This window comes from Enterococcus dongliensis, assembly GCF_031927985.1.
Lineage (GTDB): Bacteria > Bacillota > Bacilli > Lactobacillales > Enterococcaceae > Enterococcus_A > Enterococcus_A dongliensis.
Map to the genome: position 1 here is coordinate 1 of NZ_JARPZC010000011.1, position 23,534 is coordinate 23,534.

At 37.8% G+C, this 23,534-nt stretch carries 21 protein-coding genes and 1 tRNA gene; 5 read left to right on the forward strand and 17 right to left on the reverse strand.

Annotation, left to right across the window (positions count from 1 at the left end; translation table 11 throughout):
• Window positions 1-366: 366 nt before the first annotated feature.
• A complete protein-coding gene (locus P7D84_RS08825; protein WP_311806097.1) occupies window positions 367-1,530 on the forward strand; it encodes a reverse transcriptase family protein in 1,164 nt (387 codons plus the stop codon).
• Between the two features lie 285 nt (window positions 1,531-1,815).
• Here P7D84_RS08825 and P7D84_RS08830 read toward each other — a convergent pair whose 3' ends face one another.
• The 7 genes from P7D84_RS08830 to rpoN all read right to left on the reverse strand — a co-directional run bounded on the left by P7D84_RS08830 (window position 1,816) and on the right by rpoN (window position 10,067).
• Window positions 1,816-2,748 carry a tyrosine-type recombinase/integrase gene (locus P7D84_RS08830; RefSeq protein WP_311806099.1) on the reverse strand — a complete coding sequence of 311 codons (933 nt, stop codon included), beginning with the start codon at window positions 2,746-2,748 and terminating at the stop codon, window positions 1,816-1,818.
• A gap of 202 nt (window positions 2,749-2,950) precedes the next feature.
• Window positions 2,951-4,264, reverse strand: a complete 1,314-nt coding sequence (eno, locus tag P7D84_RS08835; protein WP_137603484.1) for a phosphopyruvate hydratase — start codon at window positions 4,262-4,264, stop codon at window positions 2,951-2,953.
• 111 nt (window positions 4,265-4,375) lie between these two features.
• Window positions 4,376-5,131 carry a triose-phosphate isomerase gene (tpiA, locus tag P7D84_RS08840; protein ID WP_137603485.1) on the reverse strand — a complete coding sequence of 252 codons (756 nt, stop codon included), beginning with the start codon at window positions 5,129-5,131 and terminating at the stop codon, window positions 4,376-4,378.
• Window positions 5,132-5,165: 34 nt separating this feature from the next.
• Window positions 5,166-6,356, reverse strand: coding sequence for a phosphoglycerate kinase (locus tag P7D84_RS08845; protein WP_311806101.1), 1,191 nt, complete (start codon window positions 6,354-6,356; stop codon window positions 5,166-5,168).
• 150 nt (window positions 6,357-6,506) lie between these two features.
• A complete protein-coding gene (gene gap / locus P7D84_RS08850) occupies window positions 6,507-7,508 on the reverse strand; it encodes a type I glyceraldehyde-3-phosphate dehydrogenase (protein WP_137603487.1) in 1,002 nt (333 codons plus the stop codon).
• Between the two features lie 35 nt (window positions 7,509-7,543).
• On the reverse strand, window positions 7,544-8,587 hold the full coding sequence (locus P7D84_RS08855) for a sugar-binding transcriptional regulator (protein ID WP_311806103.1): 1,044 nt from the start codon (window positions 8,585-8,587) through the stop codon (window positions 7,544-7,546).
• Between the two features lie 178 nt (window positions 8,588-8,765).
• A complete protein-coding gene (gene rpoN, locus P7D84_RS08860) occupies window positions 8,766-10,067 on the reverse strand; it encodes an RNA polymerase factor sigma-54 (protein ID WP_311806104.1) in 1,302 nt (433 codons plus the stop codon).
• 52 nt (window positions 10,068-10,119) lie between these two features.
• On the opposite strand from rpoN, the gene P7D84_RS08865 reads away from it, so the two are divergent.
• Window positions 10,120-10,191, forward strand: a tRNA-Arg gene (locus P7D84_RS08865).
• Between the two features lie 296 nt (window positions 10,192-10,487).
• On the opposite strand, the gene P7D84_RS08870 is transcribed toward P7D84_RS08865, so the two are convergent.
• From P7D84_RS08870 to P7D84_RS08890, 5 genes are all read right to left on the reverse strand, one after another.
• The gene (locus P7D84_RS08870) at window positions 10,488-11,321 is read right to left on the reverse strand and encodes a phosphoenolpyruvate hydrolase family protein (protein ID WP_311806105.1); all 834 of its coding nucleotides are present in this window, start codon (window positions 11,319-11,321) and stop codon (window positions 10,488-10,490) included.
• Window positions 11,322-11,324: 3 nt separating this feature from the next.
• On the reverse strand, window positions 11,325-12,542 hold the full coding sequence (locus P7D84_RS08875; RefSeq protein ID WP_311806107.1) for a Tm-1-like ATP-binding domain-containing protein: 1,218 nt from the start codon (window positions 12,540-12,542) through the stop codon (window positions 11,325-11,327).
• A 98-nt stretch (window positions 12,543-12,640) separates the two neighbouring features.
• On the reverse strand, window positions 12,641-13,831 hold the full coding sequence (locus P7D84_RS08880) for a phosphoenolpyruvate hydrolase family protein (RefSeq protein WP_311806109.1): 1,191 nt from the start codon (window positions 13,829-13,831) through the stop codon (window positions 12,641-12,643).
• 106 nt (window positions 13,832-13,937) lie between these two features.
• Window positions 13,938-14,540, reverse strand: a complete 603-nt coding sequence (rpoE, locus tag P7D84_RS08885) for a DNA-directed RNA polymerase subunit delta (protein ID WP_137603490.1) — start codon at window positions 14,538-14,540, stop codon at window positions 13,938-13,940.
• A 73-nt stretch (window positions 14,541-14,613) separates the two neighbouring features.
• A complete protein-coding gene (locus P7D84_RS08890) occupies window positions 14,614-15,048 on the reverse strand; it encodes a YwiB family protein (protein WP_137603491.1) in 435 nt (144 codons plus the stop codon).
• 143 nt (window positions 15,049-15,191) lie between these two features.
• Between P7D84_RS08890 and P7D84_RS08895 the strand changes: the two genes are divergently transcribed.
• Both P7D84_RS08895 and P7D84_RS08900 read left to right on the forward strand, forming a co-directional pair.
• A complete protein-coding gene (locus P7D84_RS08895; protein ID WP_311806111.1) occupies window positions 15,192-16,001 on the forward strand; it encodes a lipoate--protein ligase family protein in 810 nt (269 codons plus the stop codon).
• Window positions 15,991-17,340 (forward strand): HD domain-containing protein, encoded by a 1,350-nt coding sequence (locus P7D84_RS08900; protein WP_137603493.1) that lies wholly within the window; start codon window positions 15,991-15,993, stop codon window positions 17,338-17,340. Before P7D84_RS08895 ends, P7D84_RS08900 begins: the two co-directional genes overlap by 11 nt.
• Before the next feature lie 13 nt (window positions 17,341-17,353).
• Here the strand turns inward: P7D84_RS08900 and P7D84_RS08905 are convergent, their stop codons facing one another.
• The gene (locus P7D84_RS08905) at window positions 17,354-17,800 is read right to left on the reverse strand and encodes an NUDIX hydrolase (protein ID WP_137603494.1); all 447 of its coding nucleotides are present in this window, start codon (window positions 17,798-17,800) and stop codon (window positions 17,354-17,356) included.
• Window positions 17,801-17,936: 136 nt separating this feature from the next.
• Here P7D84_RS08905 and gloA point away from each other — a divergent pair, with 136 nt between their 5' ends.
• Window positions 17,937-18,305 carry a lactoylglutathione lyase gene (gloA, locus tag P7D84_RS08910; protein WP_311806112.1) on the forward strand — a complete coding sequence of 123 codons (369 nt, stop codon included), beginning with the start codon at window positions 17,937-17,939 and terminating at the stop codon, window positions 18,303-18,305.
• Between the two features lie 48 nt (window positions 18,306-18,353).
• Here gloA and P7D84_RS08915 read toward each other — a convergent pair whose 3' ends face one another.
• From P7D84_RS08915 to P7D84_RS08930, 4 genes are read right to left on the reverse strand one after another with little or no spacing between them, the layout of a single operon-like run.
• Window positions 18,354-19,715, reverse strand: a complete 1,362-nt coding sequence (locus P7D84_RS08915; protein ID WP_311806113.1) for a TrkH family potassium uptake protein — start codon at window positions 19,713-19,715, stop codon at window positions 18,354-18,356.
• Between the two features lie 28 nt (window positions 19,716-19,743).
• Window positions 19,744-20,376 carry a V-type ATP synthase subunit D gene (locus P7D84_RS08920; protein ID WP_137603497.1) on the reverse strand — a complete coding sequence of 211 codons (633 nt, stop codon included), beginning with the start codon at window positions 20,374-20,376 and terminating at the stop codon, window positions 19,744-19,746.
• Window positions 20,377-20,380: 4 nt separating this feature from the next.
• Complete coding sequence (locus P7D84_RS08925; RefSeq protein WP_137603498.1) at window positions 20,381-21,757, reverse strand: V-type ATP synthase subunit B; 1,377 nt, start codon at window positions 21,755-21,757, stop codon at window positions 20,381-20,383.
• On the reverse strand, window positions 21,750-23,531 hold the full coding sequence (locus tag P7D84_RS08930; protein ID WP_311806115.1) for a V-type ATP synthase subunit A: 1,782 nt from the start codon (window positions 23,529-23,531) through the stop codon (window positions 21,750-21,752). The genes P7D84_RS08925 and P7D84_RS08930 overlap by 8 nt, the downstream gene beginning before the upstream one ends.
• Window positions 23,532-23,534: the final 3 nt, after the last annotated feature.

Sequence of the window (23,534 nt, forward strand, 5' to 3'; positions counted from 1 at the left end):
ATTCTTTGGTCAGAACTATTTTGAGTGTAGCACAAATGGCTTTTTTAGTTGTCTAGCTTAATTTTACAATCGGCGTTTAAAGAATATACGTTATAATTATACTACGAGTTTCACCAGAATTTCCCTGACAAACATCTTGTTGATTCTTTCAACGTTCGTAACATTTCAACCCTTACATGTTTGTCCCTGCTATCGTCTTGACTGATTGTTGTAACGTATCAATAATAGATTAATGACGTATAAGCTAACATACCAACATAATTTTAAACAGGGTTTTTTACGGAGATTTGAATAAGTGCTTATCTTCTGGTATTCCTTAAGTAAACAGGGGGGCTGCGGCCTAATTTAAGGAAGGAGATTTTTAAAATGAAAACAAGAAACGAACTAAAAGAAACTCGTGATAAGCACAGAAAGCAGAAGGTCCTCCAGAAGATTACTCTTTGTAATATTATGGTGAATCTCATAATGGACTTCAAGGACACTCTTGAATCATTACGAGCTATACTTGGTCTATTTAGCTTCATGGTAGATAATCTCAAACATTTGATTGATCTACTTTATTCTCTTCTCTTTTATTTTTGCGAGGTATATAAAATGAATTACTCAACAAGTCCTCTTTTTGAAGTTTCTTCAAAAAAGAGGCTTTCTTATTTATTAAAAACTGATATTTCTAAGTTGAAACAAGCAGATATTTCTTTTTCAGCACCATATTTTTCTAAGACGAAAGGGAGAAAAACTCGTCAATTTTTTAACCCCACAGATACACAACGAATAACTATTAATGCCATCAAAAACTGTTTAGAACAAATTGAGATTCCCAACTATATATATGGCGGAATTAAAAATAGAAGTTACATAGCTAACGCTAGAGTCCATGAAAATGCTAAGAGTCTTATCCTCATCGACTTAAAAAACTTCTTCCCCTCTACAAGCGATTCATATGTCTATGACTTTTTCAAAAACAAACTTAATCAGCCAGCTGATGTCGCTCGAATATTGACAATAATTACTACTGAATCTGGCGATTATGGGAGGTTCATTCCACAAGGTTATTCCACAAGTCCGTTAATGAGTTTTTTAGCTTACGAGTCTATGTATCAACAGTTGAATAATTTAGCAAATCAGCAGCAACTACATTTTTCTGCCTATTTTGACGATATTACTTTTTCGTCATCTAAGTATATTAATAAAGCAGTAGAAAGATCAGCAAAAAAGATTGTTAGGTCTTTTGGTCTGCAAATAAACCAAGAAAAATCTAGAACACTCTTTAATAACGCAAGTAAACTAACTGGTGTAGTAATAACCCCCACTCAGATACAAGCTTCTGGCAAATTACACAAGCAAATGATTGATAACTTTGATTTGTTACTAAACTCCCTTTATTCTAATTCAAAACCATCAAAAAAAGATTTATTGAATCTTTGTAATAAAACTCAAGGATGTATAAATTCTATAAAAGCTATCGAAGAAAATAGAGATCTTTCTTATTATACAAGCAAAGTGAAAGAAGTCCGCAGACTGATTAAATAATCAAGTTTCTACGGACTTCTTATTCATTTCCAATTCATCAAAGTACTTATCTTAATAGACTCTTCGATAAAGTCATCACTGCTTAGACTGATTATAAAATAACTAGACCCTTCTGACTAATCTACTCGGATACATATAACGAAAGGTAATGGGGATGAACGGATTTTCTAATCGCTTTCTTATCCAGTAACGACCTTAAAATTTCTAAAATTATTTTTTATTCAAACGTTTGCGTTGGTAGATGACTGGCAGTCACCAATGGAATCAAACATCTTTGCATTCCCATCACATCTTCCCCTCTCTTAACAAGCGTTTCAATGGGGTGACTTTTGTATTTTCCAAAATATCCGCATCGCTCAAGGAATTGAGATAGGTTTGCGTCGTCTTGATATTGGAATGTCCCAATAAGCGACTAATTGTATAAAGATTAACCCCACTCTTCAATAGTTTCTGTGCAAAATAGTGTCGCAAACTGTGGCAACTTCTTCGTTTTACTTCATCCCTTACTCCAATTCCATTTGCTGCGTCTTTGACTATCTTCTCCAAAAGAACATTATTCGTAATTTTTTTACCAGATTTACTGACAATGAGGTAATTATCAATTTCACGATAATTACGCAAATTATTAAAGTAACCTCGTTTCGTTTTCTGGTATTTTTTGATGGACAATTGCAGATATTGCGAAATAGGAACAACCCGTTCTTTACGTCCTTTCCCCATTAATTGAAAGTAGGTTCCCTTAAAATTATCATTTGATAAGCATCGGACTTCTTCTGCCCGCAAACCACAATCAGTCATAATTTCTATGATTAGTCTATTCCGCTGATTCACAAATCCTGTGTGATTGTAGAAACTAATCATCGCAGCTACCTCTTGATCATTAAAAGTATTGATTAATCGTTTCTCTGATTTCAAATATTGAATATCTAGCATAAAGTTACGATCAATATATTCTTCAGTAAAAAGGTACTTATAGAAGGTTCTGAGAGCTTTTAAAATCTGATTAATATAATTCGCACTGCGTTCTTCCTTCATCGATAGAATAAAACTCTTTACATGAGGTTTCTTAATCTCTTCCAACTTATCTAGTTCAAACTCTGAAAATATGTAACTACTAAAAACTCGTATTTGTGATTGATACGTTTCAATCGTCCTTTTAGACAAGTTTCTTACCCGACAATCTAATAAAAATTCTTCTACGCCTTCTTGAAATAGCATTTTTTACGCTCCTTTTCTTAAGAAAAACAGAAGAAAATTAAATCACCAGGTATGACTAATTAGGCGCTTTTTGTACTTAGCAATCCTTGAAAAACAGCAGTACGCAAAAATTGGTATACCTCAAATTCCGCCCTAAATCCTCAATCAAAAAAAGCCTGCGAGAATTGCTTCTCACAGACTTTTACTCACTTAATAATCGGAATTATTTAGCGATGAATGGGTTGTTTTTTAAGTTGTAGAAAGATTTGATACCTTTGTATTCTGCAACATCACCCAATTGGTCTTCGATGCGTAATAATTGATTGTATTTAGCAATACGGTCAGTACGTGAAAGAGAACCAGTTTTGATTTGGCCAGCGTTTGTTGCAACAGCAATATCAGAGATTGTTGAATCTTCTGTTTCACCAGAACGGTGAGATACAACTGCAGTGTAGCCAGCTTCTTTAGCCATTTCGATTGCATTGAATGTTTCTGTTAATGTACCAATTTGGTTAACTTTGATAAGGATTGAGTTATCAACGCCCATTTCAATCGCTTTAGCTAATTTTTCAGTGTTTGTAACGAATAAATCGTCACCAACTAATTGAACTTTATCGCCTAAAGCTTCAGTTAATTTCTTAGTACCTTCCCAGTCGTTTTCATCCAAGCCATCTTCAATTGAGATGATTGGGTATTTAGCAACTAATTCTTCGTAGAATGCAATCATTTCATCAGTTGTTTTTTCGCCTTCGCCTGAGTCAGCTAAAACGTAAACACCTTTTTCTTTATCGTAGAATTCTGAAGAAGCAGCATCCATAGCAAGAACGATGTCTTTACCAGGTACATAGCCAGCTTTTTCGATAGCTTCGATGATTACTTCGAAACCTTCTTCGTTAGAACCAAGGTTAGGAGCGAATCCACCTTCGTCACCAACTGATGTAGCCAAACCTTTAGCTTTCAAGATTGAAGCCAATGCGTGGAATACTTCAGCACCATAACGTAAAGCTTCTTTGAATGTAGGAGCGCCAACTGGCATGATCATGAACTCTTGGAAGTCGATAGAGTTATCTGCATGTGATCCACCGTTGATGATATTCATCATAGGAGTAGGCAAAACTTTTGTGTTAAATCCGCCAAGGTAGTTGTACAATGGGATTTCTAAATAGTCAGCAGCTGCACGAGCAACGGCAATAGAAACACCAAGAATAGCGTTTGCGCCTAATTTACCTTTGTTAGGTGTGCCATCTAATTCGATCATAGCAGCATCGATTGCAGCTTGGTCGCGTACGTCATAGCCGATGATTGCTTCAGCGATAACATTGTTTACATTATCAACTGCTTTAGTAACACCTTTACCGCCGTAACGAGCTTTGTCACCATCACGTAATTCAACGGCTTCGTATTCACCAGTTGAAGCACCTGAAGGAACCATACCGCGGCCGAATGCGCCGTCTTCTGTATAAACTTCTACTTCGATTGTTGGGTTACCACGTGAATCTAGGACTTCGCGTGCGTAAACGTCTGAGATAATTGACATGTTTTGTCTCTCCTTTAAATTTGTTTTATTAATAGGGTTAAGACCCTTATAACCAATATTAGTGAAAATTGCAGGCAGTTGCAAACAAAAGCTACAATTTTCTGAAAAAAATTATTTTGCGCCTTCTAGTAAAGCTAAGAATGAATCAGCTTTTAAGCTAGCTCCGCCGACTAATGCACCGTCAACATTTTCTTTTGCCATGTATTCAGTGATGTTTTCTGGTTTAACAGAACCACCGTATTGGATACGAACAGCTTCAGAAACTTCTTTGCCGTAAATTCCTTCAACAGTTGAACGAACAACGCCACAGATTTCGTCTGCGATTTGTGCATCTGCTGATTTACCAGTTCCGATTGCCCAAATAGGTTCATAAGCAATGACCATACTTGAAACTTGTTCTTTAGTTAGATCTGCTAAGCCAGCTTTGATTTGTCCTTCGATCCATTCAGCTGTTTTACCAGCTTCGTAAGTTTCTAAAGACTCACCACAGCAAAGGATTGGTAACATACCGTTAGCAAAAATTGCTTTAGCTTTTTTATTGATTTCTTCATCTGTTTCGTGGAAGTATTCACGACGTTCTGAATGGCCGATGATTACATAGTCCACACCAAGATCTGCTAAAGCTGCAGGTGAAGTTTCACCAGTGAATGCTCCAGCATTTTCCCAGTAACAGTTTTGTGCAGAGATTTTTAATTCAGTGCCTTTTGCTGCTTCAACTAATTCTTGTAAGAATAAAGCAGGTGATCCAATGACTGAATCCACTTTATCATTTGCAGGAATCTTGTTTTTTACTGCTTCAGCAAAATCTTTTGCTTCTGAAGCCGTTAAATTCATTTTCCAGTTACCAGCAATAATTGGTTTACGCATTTAAAAAAACTCCTTTTTATTTGTTTAGCTTGGCTTATTTGTCGTTGATTGCTGCAAGACCAGGTAATTCTTTACCTTCTAATAATTCAAGACTTGCACCGCCACCTGTTGAAATGTGAGTGAATTTATCAGCAAAACCAAGTTGTTCAGCTGCTGCTGCAGAATCTCCACCACCAATAATGGTTGTAGCATCTGTTAAGTTTGCGATTGCTTCACAAACACCGATTGTTCCACGAGCAAAGTTACTCATTTCAAACACACCCATAGGGCCGTTCCATACAACTGTTTTTGCGCCTTCTAATGTTTGAGCAAACAATGCGATTGATTCTGGTCCAATATCAAGACCCATTTGTCCAGCTGGAACATCACCAGTATGTTCTTCAGTTGGAACATCATTTGAGAATTCAGCCGCTGTGATTGAGTCAACTGGTAATACTAATTTATCGCCAGCTGCTCCGATCAATTCTTTCGCTAATTCTACTTTATCGGCTTCTACTAATGAGTTTCCGATTTCCATGCCCTTAGCTTTATAGAATGTATACGTCATTCCGCCACCGATCAAGATTTTGTCAGCTTTAGGAATCAAGTTTTTGATTACTCCGATTTTATCCGAAACTTTCGCGCCACCTAAGATAGCAACCATAGGGCGTTTAGGTTCTTCAACAGCTTCGCCGATGAATTTGATTTCTTTTTCCATTAAGAATCCAGCAACCGTTGGAATTCCAGTAGAAGCGATCCCTACGTTTGAAGCGTGGGCCCGGTGAGCAGTACCAAATGCGTCATTTACGAATACATCGCCTAATGAAGCCCAGTATTTGCCAAGTTCAGCGTTATTGCCGCTTTCTTTTTTACCGTCGATATCTTCAAAACGAGTATTTTCAAATACAACTACGTCGCCGTCTTTCATGTCTGCGATTGCTGCTTCTAATTCAGAACCACGAGTTTCAGGTACAAATGTTACATTTTTACCTAATAATTCGCTTAGACGTTCAGCTACAGGTTTTAATGATTTGCCTGCTTTGTCTTCTTCTGTTTTCACACGACCTAAGTGAGAGAACAAAATAGCTTTGCCGCCTTGTTCTAAAATGTAGTTGATTGTTGGTAACGCCGCTTTGATACGAGTGTCATCAGTAATCACGCCATCTTTAACAGGAACGTTGAAGTCCACACGAACTAAAACTTTCTTGTCTTTCAAGTCAAGATCTTTAACTGTCATTTTTGCCATGAAAGAAAACCTCCAAATATTTTTTTGAATCTTTATTATTATACAACTCTTTTCAACAAAAGAGCCAATGATAGACTTACGAAAAAAACGGAGAAGCGCGTTGCTTCCCCGCCTTGTTTCAGACAATGTTGTTTTCGTTTAAAATAAATCTTAAAGTTTAGCGAAGTATTCTAAAGTACGAACTAATTGTGCAGTGTATGACATTTCGTTATCATACCAAGCAACAGTTTTAACTAATTGTTGATCGCCAACTGACATTACTTTAGTTTGAGTTTCGTCAAATAATGAACCGTAAGTCATGCCTACGATATCTGAAGAAACGATTTCGTCTGTGTTGTAACCGAATGATTCGTTAGATGCTGCTTTCATTGCTGCATTTACTTCATCAACAGTAACTTTTTTGTTAAGAACAGTAACTAATTCAGTTAATGAACCAGTTGCAACAGGAACACGTTGAGCAGCTCCGTCTAATTTACCGTTCAAATCAGGAATAACTAAACCGATTGCTTTAGCAGCACCAGTTGAGTTAGGCACGATGTTTGCTGCAGCAGCACGTGCACGGCGGAAATCACCTTTAGGATGAGGTCCATCAAGAGTCATTTGGTCACCAGTGTAAGCGTGGATAGTTGTCATTAATCCTTCAACAACACCAAATTCGTCATTTAAAGTTTTAGCCATAGGAGCTAAACAGTTAGTAGTACATGAAGCACCAGAGATAACTGTTTCGTCACCAGTTAAAGTTTCATGGTTAGTGTTATAAACGATTGTTGGAACATCGTTACCACCAGGAGCTGAGATAACAACACGTTTAGCACCAGCTGTTAAATGTTTTTCAGCAGCAGGTTTAGAAGTGAAGAATCCAGTACATTCTAATACGATATCTACCCCTAGTTCTCCCCAAGGTAATTCTTCAGGGTTGCGGTTTGCAAGAACTTTAACTTCTTTTCCGTTCACGTTGAATGAACCTTCATGAACTTCAACAGTTCCGTTAAAGCGACCTTGAGTTGTATCATATTTTAGCAAGTGAGCCAACATTTTAGCATCTGTTAAATCGTTGATAGCTACAACTTCCAATCCTTCTACATCTTGGATACGGCGGAATGCTAAGCGTCCGATACGTCCAAATCCGTTAATTCCAACTTTTACTGTCATTTAAGATTTCCTCCTTATGGAATCAAAAAATATATTTATTTTAAAGGGGGTTTCCCTTTTAAAATCTCATTTGCGGCGGCTTCATCTGTGATGAGCCACGTTTGTTTTGGAGCATTTTTCATGTATGCTGTGATGGCTTTGGCTTTACTTTTGCCACCGGCAACGGCTAAAACGATCGGCATCTTTTGGATATCTTCTAATGATAATCCGATCCGCGGTACTTTATGGACGATCGCTCCATTTTCGTCAAAAAAGTAACCAAATGATTCAGCCACAGCATTTTTTTGTTTTAGACGAATGATCTCATCTTCTGACATTTTTCGTCTGGCTGCCATGTGTACTGCACGACCAATACTGTGTACAACACAATTTGCCTCTTTAATCATCGCCAAGACACCTTTAATCGAAGGTTCTTTCAGCAGCGTATGATAAGCATTCTCACTTAATTGTTCCGGTACATACAATACGCGATGTTCGCCATGGGCGTTAGCTGCCATCAAAGCACTCACTGAGTTGGCTTGGATTGCTACCGCTTCACCAATTCCGCCTCGCGCTGGAACAAAAAGATTATGCCGCTTATTCGTTTCTAATGGACTGACATGTCTAGCAACTTCTGCCATCGTCGTGCCGCCCATCACTGCAATGATATTTCGACCGTTCGGTAATTGACGTTGTAACGCTTCATCGATCAATTCACCAAATTCACCGATCACTTTTTCTTGTTCATCACTGTTGCCAGAAACAATCAAGCAACGTTCGATTTGAAAAAGTGCCGCAAGTTTTTTTTCTAACTGATCCATACCAGTGAATTGCTCCATCAGCGTTTCTAGATGTTGCAATAGATCCTCGCCCTTTTCAGTTAATAACATGCCGCTTTTTGTTGCATCAATCAAACGCTGGTCTCTTAGATACTCTGTCTCACCACGTAAGACACGTTCTGTAAGACCTAATGAATCAGCTAAGTTTCTTCGGCCGATCGGTTGCATCCAAAAAATATTCTGCATAATGCGGTATCTTTTTTTGACAACCTCTAACACATCAGGGGCGATTGCTTCAAGCACTCTTAATTCACTTAACAAAGGAATTCCTCCGTTGGACTTAAGTAGTCCCTCATAGACTTTTGGCGACCCATGAATTTTAAAAAAAATGCAAGAAAGTCAAATCAATCATTTGAAATTTGCTAATTTCTTACATGACAAAGTGTAACAGGTTTAAGACTTCTACGCAAGGAAAAAGCCACGCTTTTTTTCGCTTGGCTTAATCAAAACGTTTTCTTTTCGATGAACTGGGAATATTTAATGCCTCCCGATATTTTGCGACTGTTCGTCTGGAGATTTTTTGCTCCTTTTCCGCAAGTAATTCGACAATTTTTTGATCCGATAACGGTTTGTGTTTGTCCTCTTTTTCAACTAATAAAGCAATCAATCGTTTTACTTCATCAACAGAAGTATCTTCACCACTGACTTTATTTACAAAAAAACTACGCAATTCAAACACGCCGAAATCGGTCTCAATATATTTACCATTGACCGCTCGACTAATTGTCGATTCATGAACGTCCAATTGCTTAGCCACATCTTTTAACATTAACGGCTTCAAGGCACCTTGTTTGGCTTCAAAAAAAGCCGCCTGATGCTGAACAATAATCTTCCCAACTTCGAGAATCGTATCCTTGCGTTGTCCCAAAGTTTTATTTAGCCATTTGAACTGTTGAAGTTTTTCTTTTAAATAAGCCGTTGTTTCTTCATCCGCCTGTCGTTTCAATCGATTAAAATAATTCTCTTGAAAATTCAAGCGCAATTGTCCACGTTTATTTGATAAAACGACTAACTGTCCTTCTCGTCTGACTAAGGTAAGATCTGGAATGATAAAATTTGAATCCTGACTGCCGAAACTAGCTCCTGGAAAAGGATTCAATGTCCGAATATAGTCTAGGATTTGTTGAACTTGAGCCAAACTAATTTGATAATCTTTAGCGATTTGTTCAAATTTTCTTTTAGCAATCGCATCAAAAGATTCTTCTAATAGTAAATATGCTAATTCTGGTGCGTAGTCGTCTTGTTCTGTTTGCAGCATCAGACACTCTTGAAGATCTCTAGCTCCCACACCAGGCGGATCTAGTTGTTGTAAAAGAGTCAAAGCATCAAGATATTGAATATCTGTTGCGTTCAATTCTTTTTTGAGTTCTTCTTCGTTGACTTTTAAATAGCCATTTACATCGATATATTCGACTAAGATCAGCATAATCTCACGAATGAATGTATCGCGATAATTCAAATGAATTTGATGAATCAAATGTTCAAACAACGAGATTGGATGATCAGCAATCTGGATAAAAGAATCTTCTTTGATTGGACCGCTATGCATTTGCATCAAATCACTTTGAATCTTTGGTGCGACTACATCAAAGAGCGGATTCTCTAATGAGACCGTTTCAACGTAGTCTTGCAACTCCTCAGTATTAAATTGTAGGATCTGAATGGCTTGCTGCAATTCTTGTGTCATCGCTAATTTTTGACTTTGTTGCTGCTTTTGCGAATAACCTTGTTGAAACTTCATATACTTTCCCCTTGTTTTTTTTGAATTATATGCTAAACTAATACTCGTGCTTGCGCCCTTAGTGTAGTGGATATCACGTAAGATTCCGGTTCTTGAGACGGGGGTTCGATTCCCTCAGGGCGCATTTTTTGTATATCGTATTTTGACACTTTTCAGGTTTGAATGAAAAGTGTCTTTTTGTATTTTCTCACATACTGTTTACAAGTTAAAATCAATATGAACCTATTATACCTGTTCACCCAACCACTTATCAATTGCAACCATCCCAAATCTCACACTCCGTTAATTTATAACTTTTAGAATCCTATTAATTGCGATTATTCAGTGTACAAACGCTTGATATGTTTCATATAAAAATACAAAAAACTAGATTGACCATGATGATCAATCTAGTTTTTTAACAAATGAACAGAATATAAGCTATTTCTTTTTAATATTTTTAAATGCTGCTGTTTGTTCTCGAATCCCTTTTTCTGCCGCAAAACGTTCTATACTTGATGCTCCAAAGAATCCATCTATTCCCTTTGTTTTTTCAATCACGTATTCAGCATCCTTTGGTTCGGCAATTGGTCCCCCGTGACAAATAACTAATATTTCAGGATTGACTTCCCTTCCTGCTCTGATAATAGCTTCGATTTTTTCTACACAGTCATCTAAAGTTAATGCTGTTTTCGCACCAATTGTTCCTTTAGTTGTTAATCCCATGTGAGCAACTAATATGTCTGCTCCTGCTTCTGCCATTTTTCTGGCTTGATCTGGATCAAATACATAAGGTGTTGTTAACATATCTAAATCATGAGCTTTTTTGATCATATCAACTTCTAAATCATACCCCATTCCTGTTTCTTCTAAATTTTGTCTAAATGTACCATCAATCAATCCAACAGTTGGAAAATTTTGAACACCGCTGAACCCTTGATCCTTCAATTGTTTTAAATATACGTCCATTACACGAAATGGATCCGTTCCACAAACACCGGCTAATACGGGTGTTTTTTTGACTACAGGTAAAACCTCTTGTCCCATTTCCACAACTATTTGATTTGCATCTCCGTAAGAAAGAAGTCCTGCTAATGATCCTCTTCCAGCCATACGGTAACGACCGGAATTATAGATGATTAACATATCTGCGCCACCAGCCTCACTACTTTTTGCAGTTATTCCAGTTCCCGCACCTACACCCACAAGGATGTCTTCAGTGCTAAGTTTCTTTTTGAACGATTCAATGATTTCTTTTCTAGTTTGAGTATTCATGATTTAAATCCCTTCCTTATTTATTAAATTGATCAACTGCTGTGCAGAAAATTCCGCAAACGCTTGATCATTAATCGTATTGTCTAATTCAATTACTTGAACTTTATCATTGCTTAGATGCTCTTTTATTGAACGGATTAATACTTGATCTGCTTCTGGACAATAAAATGGACCATCTACTACATCGATTCCTGAGAAACCAGCTTTTGGAATAGTCAAGATAGTTTCTATCTGAGCTAAGTTTAATTTCTCAGCAATAATTTTCCCTAGTGCTTTATTCTCTTCAATCGTCGTCCTCATCAACGTAACTGTAGGATTATGTTTATAAAATATTCTTTTTTTAAACCGCTCTGGGACGGTATCAAATGGACCAAAATTGACCATATCCAACGCACCAAGTGAAACAACTTGAGGAACCTTCGCTACTGCCGCTGCCTCTAATCTCTTTTCTCCGGCATTTAAAATGCCACCTACTAATTGATCTGCCCATTCAGTCGTTGTAAGATCAAGTACGCCTTTAAAATAACCATCTGCTACTAATGATTCCATTGTTCGGCCACCTACTCCAGTTGCATGGAAAACTAAAACTTCATAACCTCTTTTTTCAAGATAGTTTCTAGCAAAGTTAACAGCCGGCGTCGTGACACCGAACATTGTTGTCGCAATCAACGGATGATCATCTTCTTCAGTTTCGAAACGATAGTTCAATAAACCTGCCATTGCAGATGCTGCATTTCCAAAAATTCTTTTAGATATTTTATTCAACCCTGAAACATCTACAATCGAAGGCATCATGATAATATCGCTTGTCCCAACATAAACACTAGTATCTCCAGATGCCACTGTCGAAACAATTAATTTTGGGACTCCAATTGGCAACTTACGCATTCCTGGAGCCACCAATGAAGTACCTCCTGTACCACCAAATGAAAGAACTCCATCAAATAAATTTTCAGCATACAGTTTAGGCAATAAAATTTCTAATCCTTTAGATAGAACGGCTGTTGCATAAGCTCTATCATTCCGCTCACGAATCTTCATAATTTCTTCGCCTATTTGTTCGGCAACTACAGAAACATCGATATCAGGAACAAACAAAGGTTCAAAAACTCCTGTATGAATAGTAAAAACATTCAAATCGAGCTTCTCCAAAAGTTGTTTTATATATTGATATTCTGTCCCTTTTGAATCAAATGTGCCTACTAAAGCTACTGTTTTCACTTATTTATACCTCCTTATTCATTAATATTAGTTATTTACAAAATAATTATAGGAGTATACGCAGAGAATGAAAACGTTTTATAAAACTGAAAAATAGTTTATATATTAGTTTGTTTGTATTTCTTTGGTGATTTCTTCATATATTTTTTGAAAATCTTATTAAATTGTGCATAGTCTGGGTAGCCAACTAGATTTGCTATCTCAACTAATTTTAAGTCCGTAGAATTCATCAACTCAATTGCTTTATTCAATCGAAATTTGATTAAATATTCGGTAAAACTGACTCCTATCTTCTTTTTAAACAAATCACTTAGATAACTTGGAGATAAGTTCGTGAATTCAGCTAATTCGTTGATATAAATAGGCGTTGAGTAATTCTCACTGATATATTTTTTTACAAAATCAATGTAGTCATAATATTTCTCAATCCCTTCTAAGATCTGAATTGTCAAATTATTATGTTGAGTATGTGTTGCATCCTTAAAAGATCTAATTTGTGATGATAAAATCTGTTCCGAATTAATCCTTTCAAACGTTGATCCACCAATGTATCCCTTGATTTCAGAGAATTTGTTATAGACGTATCTAACTTCTGTCAAGTCGTTGATTGGGCCACCATAAACCATGATAATACTTGTTGATTTTCGTGAATTTAGCAATGTACAAATATCTTGAATTGTTGCTAACATAGTTTCAAAGGAGCGCATCTTCTTAGCGCCTAGATTACCTCCTTCAGTAAGCCCCAAATGAATACAAAGAATATCTGGTCTTATTTGATCCATTATTTCTGCTTCTTGGTTATTTGTGACAAATCCCATCGTGAATAGACCAAATTTTTTCGCTTCAGCAATAAATTGTATTTCTTGAGAAAAATTGATTTTATTTTCTTCCAATGCTTCTCTAAATTGTCCATCAATCAGGCTGACTGTCGGGTAATTTACCACCCCAGAGAAACCGCTTTCTGAAATGTATCTAAGTAACTCTTTAACATTCATTAATGGATCAGTCGCGTTCACACCAAATAAAACAGGAAAGTTTTCAAGAATTGGTAATAGTTCTCTTGTAGAGAAATTTCGTACCAAATCATTACTATTGGCAAATGGGAGATAGCCACCTAAAGAACTTCTCCCCATCTGTCTAAATTTCCCAGAATTCAAAGCTAAGATTATGTCCGCTCCACCGTTTTTCGCATTAGCTGCACTCATTCCTGTTGCAGTAGCTACCCCTAAAAGATATTTTTCTTCGTAGATTTGTCGTCTTAACTTTTTTAGGACTACTTCTCTTTTCATGTCTATCACACACTTTCGTTATTACCCATAATTTTTCCTATAAGAGATTAAATATCCAGCATTTTTTATTTTACAAAGGACAAAAGAAAAGAATAGATCAGCTGATCTATTCTTCGTCTTCTTCATCATCAAAATCATCGTCGTCATCGATTACACTTAAGTCATCTTCGATTCCGCCTGGAACAACTTCTTCATCGTCCTCATTTGTATCTGCTCCGATTTCTTGTAAATCAGAGTTGTATGCTGCGATTTCGTCGTCATCATCATCGTCGTCATCGTCAATTTCATCTTCTTCATCGTCTGCCAATAAGTCGGCATCCTCTGGGTCATCATCATTGTAATCGATCGCGTCTTCATCGCCATTGATAAAGGCATTGACCTTTTTACGTTTTTTACGACGTGGTGCATCTTCTTCATCATCGTCTAAACCGTGGTTCACTTCTTCATCGATTGAATCAATCGCATACCATGAGCGTAATCCCCAACGATTGTCTCCTAAAGAAATAAAACTTCCGTCAATATTCAAATCGGTATAAAATTGGGCTAATGCATCACGAATTTCACTGTCTGATTTGCCAAGATAATTTTGGATTTGATTTACTAGATCCGAAAAATCCATTACATCTGCGCGTTCTTCCAGAATTGCGTGTGCCACTTCAATCATTGATAATTCATCTTTGTTCAAACCATCAAAAATACTAAGTTCCAAGTATGACACGTCCTTTCAAAGTCTACTCCTTATCATACAAAATCAAAAGCTAAAAAGCAAACCTTTCTTGTACTTAGGTAGTAAATTCTAGTACCATTTGATAGTCGCCAACTTTTTCTTCCTTCATATAAAGATCATAATCAATCGTGATGATCCCAGAAAAAGGACGGTCTTTCAAACTGATATGTAGATTCTTTGCGTAAGTTGAAATAATGAACATCCCGTATGGGGTCTTGTAGTTTGTCTCCATTTTTTCTCGATAAGCAAAGCGCATACGCATACGGGTCTCGCCAGAGCGAATCAATTGGACTTGTGAATCAGGGGTTACTTTTACCGTAACGGGTGCTTCTTGTCCATCAGGCTGAATCTCTTTGTAACGAATGTACAACGTATCCCCCATTTTTACGACTTGGCCAGGGAGATCAAATACGAAATCTTCTGTCTCATTGTTTTGAGTGACTTTCGTTTGAACTTTTATTTTTGCAGGGATGCCTTCTTTAATATTCACAGAGCTTCCACTCCTTCCATTATATATTTTTGTCGGTTTTACTTTTTTTGTCAACTACTTCTACTTTTTGAGTAACTTAATTAGTGGCTTTCCCATTTTTTGTTTATAATAGGAAAGAACCTACGAAACGAAAGGAAGATTAGATGAAAGAAGCATTGCTGTTTGATCAAGGGACACTCCCTGAAAATGATTTATTCAGTCCCTTTGCTTTAACTGACGTGCTGACAGCATTTAGTGGCGATCAAGACCAGCCGATCATTCATTTTTGGCAATTGCCTCCCACATTAATTTTAGGGATGAAAGACAGCCGTGTCACTTATTTTGATCAGGCGCTTAAAACTGTTCAGAAAAAAAATTATCACCTACTTTTACGTAATGCAGGTGGTCTGGGTGTCATCAGTGATGCAGGAATTTTAAATGTCTCATTGATCCTTCCTAAAAATTCCCTCTCTTCACTGTCAATTGATGACGGCTATCAAGCAATGGTCGATTGGTTGGAACGTACTCTTTTTGGCAAACTAGGATTAACCGTTGGCGAGGTCGCTGATTCATATTGTCCAGGAAAATATGACCTTTCGATCAACGGTAAAAAAATTGCTGGTATTGCACAACGAAGAGTCAAAGATGGCGTCGCGATTATGATGTACCTAAGCGTGAACGGTAGACAGGATTTGCGTGGAGAACTCGTGCGTGATTACTATCAGAGCGGACTACAAGAACGATTTGGAATAGATTATCCACCAGTCAATCCGGCTAGCATGACGACGTTGCATGAAGTCGCACCCTTTGACGTAACAATTGATTCTGTGAAAACTGAATTGTTGCAGGCGCTGAGTCATCGAGATCAGACAAAGGCTTTAGCAACATTTTATCAATTAGATGATTATCAGCATCGGATTCAAAATATGTATCAACGCAATACGATTATTCAGGAGGCACTCAATGACATATAAATACCAAATGCTCCCACTGGAGAAAGTTTTTCGCGATCCAGTGCACAATTACATCCATGTCCAACATCAAGTGATTTTAGACTTGATTAATTCAAAAGAAGTTCAGCGCTTACGCCGAATCAAGCAACTCGGAACTACTTCTTATACCTTTCATGGCGCAGAGCATAGCCGTTTTGCTCATTCGTTAGGCGTATACGATATCACCCGCCGGATCTGCGATATTTTTCAGCGCAATTTCTCTAAAGAAAAATATGGCAAAGATGGTTGGGACGATTCTCATCGCTTGGTCGCTTTATGTGCAGCGTTACTTCACGATGTTGGGCACGGTCCCTATTCTCATACCTTTGAACATATTTTCCATACAGATCATGAAGCCTTGACTGTTGCAATCATCACTTCACCTCAAACGGAAGTCTTTCAAATCTTGAACAATGTTGAAGAAGGATTCCCAGAAAAAGTCGCAAGCGTCATCACTAAAACTTATGAAAATCCACAAGTAGTCCAAATGATTTCAAGCCAGATCGACGCCGATCGAATGGATTATTTACTACGAGATGCCTACTATACAGGGACTGAATACGGGACCTTCGATTTGACCCGAATCTTACGCGTCATCCGTCCTTATGAAGGCGGAATTGCTTTTTCCATGAATGGGATGCATGCGGTTGAAGATTATATCGTTAGTCGTTATCAAATGTATGTCCAAGTATATTTTCATCCTGTCTCTCGTGCGATGGAAGTATTATTGGAACATTTATTGGATCGAGCGCATGAATTGTATCAGCGCAATGCCGAGATTTTTACCTTGCATTCACAATTTTTAATTCCATTTCTAAAGGAAGAATTCTCATTAGAAGATTATTTGAAATTAGATGACGGAGTGTTGAATACTTACTTTGCTCAATGGATGGAGGAACAAGATTTGATTTTAAGTGATTTAGCAGATCGCTTCTTAAATCGTAAACCGCTGAAATCAATCACGGTAGATTCTAGTAAAAATCCTCACTTGGATGAAATGAAACACTTGGTCGAAAAAGCTGGATTTAACTCTCATTACTACACAGCCATCAATTCTAGTTACGACCTGCCCTATGATTTGTACCATCCAGAAAAAGGCAGTCATCGAACACAGATTGAATTGATGCAAAAAGATGGCTCATTGATTGAATTATCAAAAGCGAGTCAATTAGTCTCCGCTTTAACTGGGCAAGGTCAAGGAGATATTCGTTTTTATTATCCCAAAGAAATGACTCAGCAAGATAGCAAAAATTCCGATCTTTTTGATGATTACTATCAAGCATTTGCTAAATACATTCATAACGGGGAATTAGTCAATTAAAAAAACTTTCTGATCATTCAGAAAGTTTTTTCTTTGCCCATTCTTCCACAGCCCATTTATGACTGCCCCGCTTTAATAATTCGACCGCTTTTTCTGGTGATTCCCAACTACTTTTGTTGCCTTCTTCTAATGGCTCAGATATTTTTTTCCAACTTTTCGTAGCGTAGAAATAACCGGGATTGTAAAAAAAAGTATCTCGATGACGGGAATAGAAATATTCATCTGCCTGTCCTAAGTAAGCAGACAAAACAACTTCAACACCTAATTCTTCAAGCATTTCCCGTGCTATCGCTTCTTCTTTCGTCTCGTTTCCTTCAATTTCTCCACCTGGTAAAAAATATGCCCCATTAGGAGCTTGTACGAGTGCAATCTTCTCTTCATCATTTATTAAAATTGCATAAGCTGCGTAACGTGCTTGATAATTTTTTTCAGTCTCTTTTACGCCAAACACTGGGATCATTCGTATCCTCCTGCAAATATATTTACTTCTTAGTTTACATTAAAAAATCCTCATAAACAACCGTTGAGCATAAATGAGAGCAATTCGAATTTTTATGTTATCATAAAATTATCAATTATTAGGAGGTCACTTATTTATGAAAATGGCACATACGTGTATACGCGTGAAAGACTTAGAGGCGTCAATAAAATTTTATCAAGACGCATTTGGTTTTGAAGAATCTCGTCGTCGTGATTTTCCAGAAGCAAAATTCACTTTAGTTTATTTAACCTTGCCTGGAGATGATTATGAATTGGAATTAACTTACAATTATGATCATGCCCCTTATGATCTAGGAGATGGTTACGGCCACATTGCGATTCGTTCAGAAGATATCCAACAACTTCATGAGCAACAAAAGGCTAAAGGTTTTTCGGTCACAGACATGAAAGGTCTACCTGGCACCGAACCTTCTTATTACTTCATCACCGATCCAGATGGCTATAAAATTGAAGTAATCCGCTAAATATTAAGGAGCTGTGATAGGATTATCACAGCTCCTTAATATTATTATCTAACCAATGATTACACTTTCTTCAGGTAATTTATACTGACCGCCTTTTGAATGCATCAAACGCATCGTTAGTGAAAACCCAACAGTTAACACACCAACACGGCCAATGTACATCAACCCAATAATCAAAAGTTTGCCCATAACGCTCAAGCTTGGCGTTAATCCCATCGTAAGACCTACTGTACCAAAAGCTGAGACTGTCTCAAACAACAGATACTCGATTCCACGAAAAGCTGGTAGAATTTCTGTTACTGACATCAACATTGTCACACCAATACACAAACTTAATGTGATAAAGAATAAAGTAAAGGCCTTTGACACAACGGATGGGCGGATCGTACGGTGGAAAACTTCCGCACGTACTCTTCCTTTTAACATAGAAATTACTTGGACCAAAAGGACACCAAATGTTGTTGTTTTAAGTCCACCAGCTGTCGATCCCGACGTTCCACCGATAAACATCAAAACAATCGTGAATAAAATCCCCGCTTGACTGACATTTCCATAATCAACAGAAAAATATCCTGCAGTTCGAGGCGTCACTGCCATAAACAACATATTGGCAAAACGACTCAATGGAGACGCATCATTAACAAGCGAACGTCCTCCGGCTTCTGAGGCATAGAAAACAAGCGTTCCGATAACCAATAAACTGAGTGTTACAGTCAGCGCCAATTTACTATGCAAACTTAATTTTTTTGTTTTACGGAAATTCATCAAATCTCGCCAAACAATAAAGCCTAATCCACCAGAAATAATCAACCCGGAAATCACTAATAAGACATAAGCATCCGTTTGAAATCCTACTAGACTGTCCCCAAATAGATCAAAACCGGCATTACAAAAAGCAGAGATGGAGTGGAATAGTGCATACCAAAGACCTCTTGCCAGTCCATATCTTGGGACAAAATCAATCGCCAACAATAATGCACCGACAAATTGAAATCCCATCGCAAATCGAAGGATATAAAACATTAGTTTTATTACACCAGACAAATCGTCTAAATTTAGTGATTCCTGCAAGATGATTCTGGTCAATAGACCAACTTTTTTCTTCATAAGTGCAAAGAAAATAAACGGCATCATCATAAATCCTAATCCGCCAATTTCAATCAAACTTAATATAATAAATTGTCCGCCCATATTCCAATGTTCGCTAGTGGTCAATGTCGTTAGACCAGTGACACAAGTCGCCGAAGTCGCTGTAAACAATGCATCAATAAATGGTGTACTTTCACCTGATTGCGTAACTATCGGTAAAGTCAATAATAGACTCCCCAAGAGAATTGTTGCGGCAAATCCTAAAGCGATAAATTGGATTGGATAGAGTTTGAATGACCAGCGTTTTTTTTTATTCATCATTTTCTACCTCAAAAAAGGGACTACTTTTTCAAGTAGTACCCATATTTTTAACTTTGATCATGCGCGTTACTTCTGCCCGCTCATTTTCTTCTAACTTCATCTGGATAAAATAAATCGTTTCTTCCAACTGCGGAATCGTCATATATTCTAAAGCATTCACTCGCCGACGTGTTTTTTCGATCTCTTTTGCCATCAACTGACATGTTTTTTCAATTTCTGTCAGCTCCAACAATTCAGGTAAAATCTCAGTAAATTTTTTTATACTCTGATCTAACTCATCATTTGAATTTAAAAAACCATATTCTAAGGGACCATCCGACACTTCCGACTGGTGTTGAAAATTCATGATGGGAACTTTGACACTCATCACATCTTTTTCAATCACATCTAGCGTGACCTGCTCTTTTGGGACTGCTAATAATTCTTCGATATACTTATCACTTAAAAGCGCATCTGCTACTGAAAAATTCTTCATCGCTTGCTGTAAGCTCACTTCAACTTCTGCGCGCATCTGATTATTTTTTTTGATCAACAAAATAAATCGACGCATCAATTCATCTTGTTTATCTTTCAATAGTTTGTGACCACGGCTAGCGGTTGTCAATTGTTTTTTGAGTCGAGTAAGTTCCATTCGAGTTGGATTGACATTTAGTTTCACCATAGGATCAAACTCCTTCTGTTAAATATTCGTCCAACATATCATCTTTGATCCGCTTTAATTCAGTACGTGGCAACATCGCTAGAAGTTCCCAACCAAGATCTAACGTTTCTTCGATCGATCGGTTTTCGTAAAATCCTTGATTGACATATTCTTCTTCAAAACGCTCGGCAAATTTTGCATAAATCTTATCAACGTCTGATAATGCGGAATCACCAAGCACAACTGCTAATTCTTTGGCTTGTTTTCCTTGTGCATACGCCGCAAATAACTGATTCATCGTTGGTGCATGATCTTTACGTGTTTTGCCTTCGCCTGTTCCTTTGTCTTTCAACCGTGACAACGACGGCAATACATCAATCGGCGGCTGAATACCATTTTTATCTAATTCTCGCGATAAAATGATCTGTCCTTCTGTAATATACCCAGTCAAATCGGGGATTGGATGAGTCTTGTCATCTTCTGGCATGGTAAGGATCGGAATTTGCGTTACAGAACCTTTCAATCCACGGATTCTTCCTGCACGTTCATATAATGTTGCCAAGTTCGTATAAAGATACCCTGGATACCCTCTTCGTCCAGGAACTTCGCGGCGAGCGGCTGAGATTTCGCGCAACGCTTCGCAATAGTTGGTCATATCTGTCATAATAACTAGCACGTGCATGCCTTTTTCATATGCCAAATATTCCGCAGCTGTCAGCGCCATTCGTGGAGTTGCGATTCGTTCAATCGCCGGATCATTAGCTAGATTCATAAAAACCACAGAACGATCAATCGCTCCAGTTTTACGGAAGTCTTCCATAAAAAATTCTGCTTCTTCAAAAGTAATTCCGATTCCCGCAAAAACCACGGCAAAATCATCTTCTGTATTTAATACTGTCGCTTGCCGCGCGATTTGAGCGGCTAACTCTTTGTGGGGCAATCCAAATCCAGAAAATACTGGTAATTTTTGTCCGCGGACCAGTGTGTTCAAATGATCGATTGCTGAAATACCCGTCTGGATAAATTCATCAGGATAATCTCGAGAAACTGGATTGATTACTTCCCCATTGATATCCACATTTTTTTCAGCTAAAATTTCTGGTCCGCCATCTTTAGGACGACCCAAACCATCGAATACCCGTCCAACCATATCTTCTGAAACACCCAATTCTAATGGATGCCCTAAAAAACGTGCAGTCGATTCTTTCAAGTTGATACCGCTAGTGCCTTCAAAAATTTGGACAAGTGCTTTATCTTCGTGGATTTCTAGAACTTGACCGCGTCGAATCTCACCATTACTCAAACGAACTTCAAGTAATTCTTCGTATTTGATTCCTTCAACTTTATCAATCGCCATCAAAGGGCCGACCACTTCATTGATTGTTTTGTACTCTTTAATCATTGGTCATTCCTCCTTCTGCAACAATCGCTTGGATTTCTGCTACGATATCTTGATTGATTTGGTCTAATTTTGTTAATTCCGATTCAGGGATATATTTGCTGCGGGCGATTCGATCACGTAGAGCCAGAGTTCCATCCATGATTTCTTTTAAATAAGTCCCTAATTCAAGGGCACGTTGACCTTCTTTATTGAATGTCAAAATATTTTGAATCATTTTAAATTGTTTTTCCCTTGACGTAAACGTATCTACATCATCAAATGCATTTTGTTGTAAATAGTCTTCACGTAAAGATTTTGCGACTTCTAATGTTAAGCGATCTTTTTCAGACAATGAATCGATCCCTACTAAACGAACGATTTCATTTAATTCTGATTCTTTTTGCAGCATCTTCATTCCCTCTGCTACCATTTGGGACCAATTCGCCTGCAGATCATTGTCTAAATATTTTCCCACTTCAGTTGAATACAAAGAATAACTTTGCAGCCAGTCGATCGATGGGAAATGGCGTTGCTGTGCCAATGTCGCACTCAATCCCCAAAAAACTTTCACTACACGCAACGTGTTTTGTGTTACTGGTTCAGAAGTATCACCACCTGAAGGCGATACTGCACTAATTGCTGTAATTGATCCTTCACGTCCATCACTACCTAAGGTAATCACACGTCCAGAGCGTTCATAATATTCAGCCAATCGGCTACCAAGATAAGCCGGATACCCTTCATCACCAGGCATCTCTTCCAAACGCCCACTCATTTCGCGTAAAGCTTCTGCCCAACGTGAAGTGGAATCTGCCATAATGGCGATATTATAACCCATATCACGAAAATATTCAGCAATCGTTATCCCAGTATAAATAGATGCTTCACGAGCTGCTACCGGCATATTTGAGGTATTAGCAATCAAAATGGTGCGCTCCATTACTGACTCCCCTGTTTTAGGATCAACTAACTCAGGAAATTCATTCAGCACATCGGTCATTTCATTTCCTCGTTCACCACAGCCTACATAAACTACGATATCGACATCTGCCCATTTAGCAATTTGGTGTTGAACTACGGTTTTTCCAGCGCCAAAAGGTCCTGGAACTGCAGCCGCTCCCCCTTTTACTACGGGGAAGAACGTATCAATGACACGTTGTCCTGTAATCAAAGGTGCTTCTGGATTTAATTTTTCTGATACTGGACGTCCACGACGAACAGGCCATTTTTGCAACATTGAAAATTCTTGCAGACCATTGTCCGTTTCAATCACATAGACAGGATCATCGATTGTAAATTCACCAGATGAAATCTTTTTCAAGGTTCCTTTAATTCCATTTGGAACCATGATTTTGTGCGTGATAATCTTTGTTTCTTGAACTGTTCCAACTATGTCACCAGCTGACACGGTATTCCCTGCTTCAAGTGTTGCTTCAAACCACCATTTTTTACTGTGGTCTAAAGCTGGGATTTGAACCCCACGGTTAAGAAAATTACTATTTGTTTGTTCTTTAAAAGTATCTAACGGACGTTGAATCCCATCAAACATTTGTGAAAGAATTCCTGGTCCTAATTCAACGGAAAGTGCTTCTCCAGTTGTTTTAACTGGTTCTCCTGGACCAATCCCTGCAGTTTCTTCATATACTTGAATAGAGGCGACATTGCCGCGCATTTCAATAATTTCGCCGATAACTCCAAGATCACCTACATAACAAATATCTTGAATGGCGGCTTGTTCCATATTTTCTGCCAGTACTAGTGGGCCAGAAACTTTTATTATTCTTCCTTCTTGCAAGAC